This window comes from Aerococcus sp. L_32 (assembly GCF_050689315.1).
Genome location: NZ_JBOEQF010000695.1, coordinates 1 through 934, shown reverse-complemented (window position 1 = coordinate 934; position 934 = coordinate 1). Strand labels below are relative to the sequence as shown.

Sequence of the window (934 nt, the reverse complement as noted above, 5' to 3'; positions counted from 1 at the left end):
CTGTGTTGAAAGACGTGGTTCAACAACGACACCTGTACGTTCAGAGTGACCAACTGAATGGACCATTTCTTCAACACGGATTAAGAAACCTTGTTCGTCTAAGGCAGCAACGACTGCTTTACGGGCTTCTTCACGAGACATGCCTGCAAATTCGCCTGCATTTTCGTTCATAGTTGCGTCAGCGTTCATCACGTTTATACGTGGTAAATCATGACGGTTCCCTACAGCAAAGTCGTTAGGGTCATGGGCAGGGGTAATTTTTACAATACCAGTCCCAAATTCACGCTCAACATACTCGTCCGCAACGATTGGAATTTCACGGCCAACAAGCGGTAAAGTAATGGTTTTACCAACTAAGTGGGTGTAACGGTCGTCATCTGGGTGAACTGCAACCGCCGTATCCCCTAACAAGGTTTCTGGACGTGTTGTAGCGATTTCTAACGAACCTGATCCATCTGTTAATGGGTATGAAATATGGTAGAAAGCACCATTATCATCAGAGTAAATCACTTCCATATCAGATAAGGCAGTTTGTGCTTTTGGATCCCAGTTGATAATGTATTCACCGCGGTAAATTAAGTCTTTATTGTATAAATCAACGAAGACTTTACGCACAGCTTCACTTAAACCGTCGTCTAAGGTAAAACGTTCACGAGAATAATCAACAGAAATACCCATTTTACCCCATTGTTGACGGATTGTTTCAGCATATTCTTCTTTCCAATCCCACACTTGGTCAATGAATTTTTCACGGCCTAGGTCATAACGAGAAATGCCTTCTTCGGCTAATTTTGCTTCAACCTTAGCTTGCGTTGCGATACCCGCATGGTCCATACCTGGTAACCATAAAGTATCGTAACCTTGCATCCGTTTTTGACGGATAGACATATCTTGTAAAGTCACATCCCAGGCATGACCTAAATGTAACTTACCA

1 protein-coding gene is annotated in these 934 nt (G+C 42.9%); it reads right to left on the bottom strand.

Annotated elements, in window-relative coordinates; all coding sequences use genetic code 11:
• A partial coding sequence (locus tag ACRCJ0_RS15775; RefSeq protein ID WP_431391132.1) for a class I tRNA ligase family protein occupies positions 1–934 on the bottom strand: 934 nt, incomplete at both ends.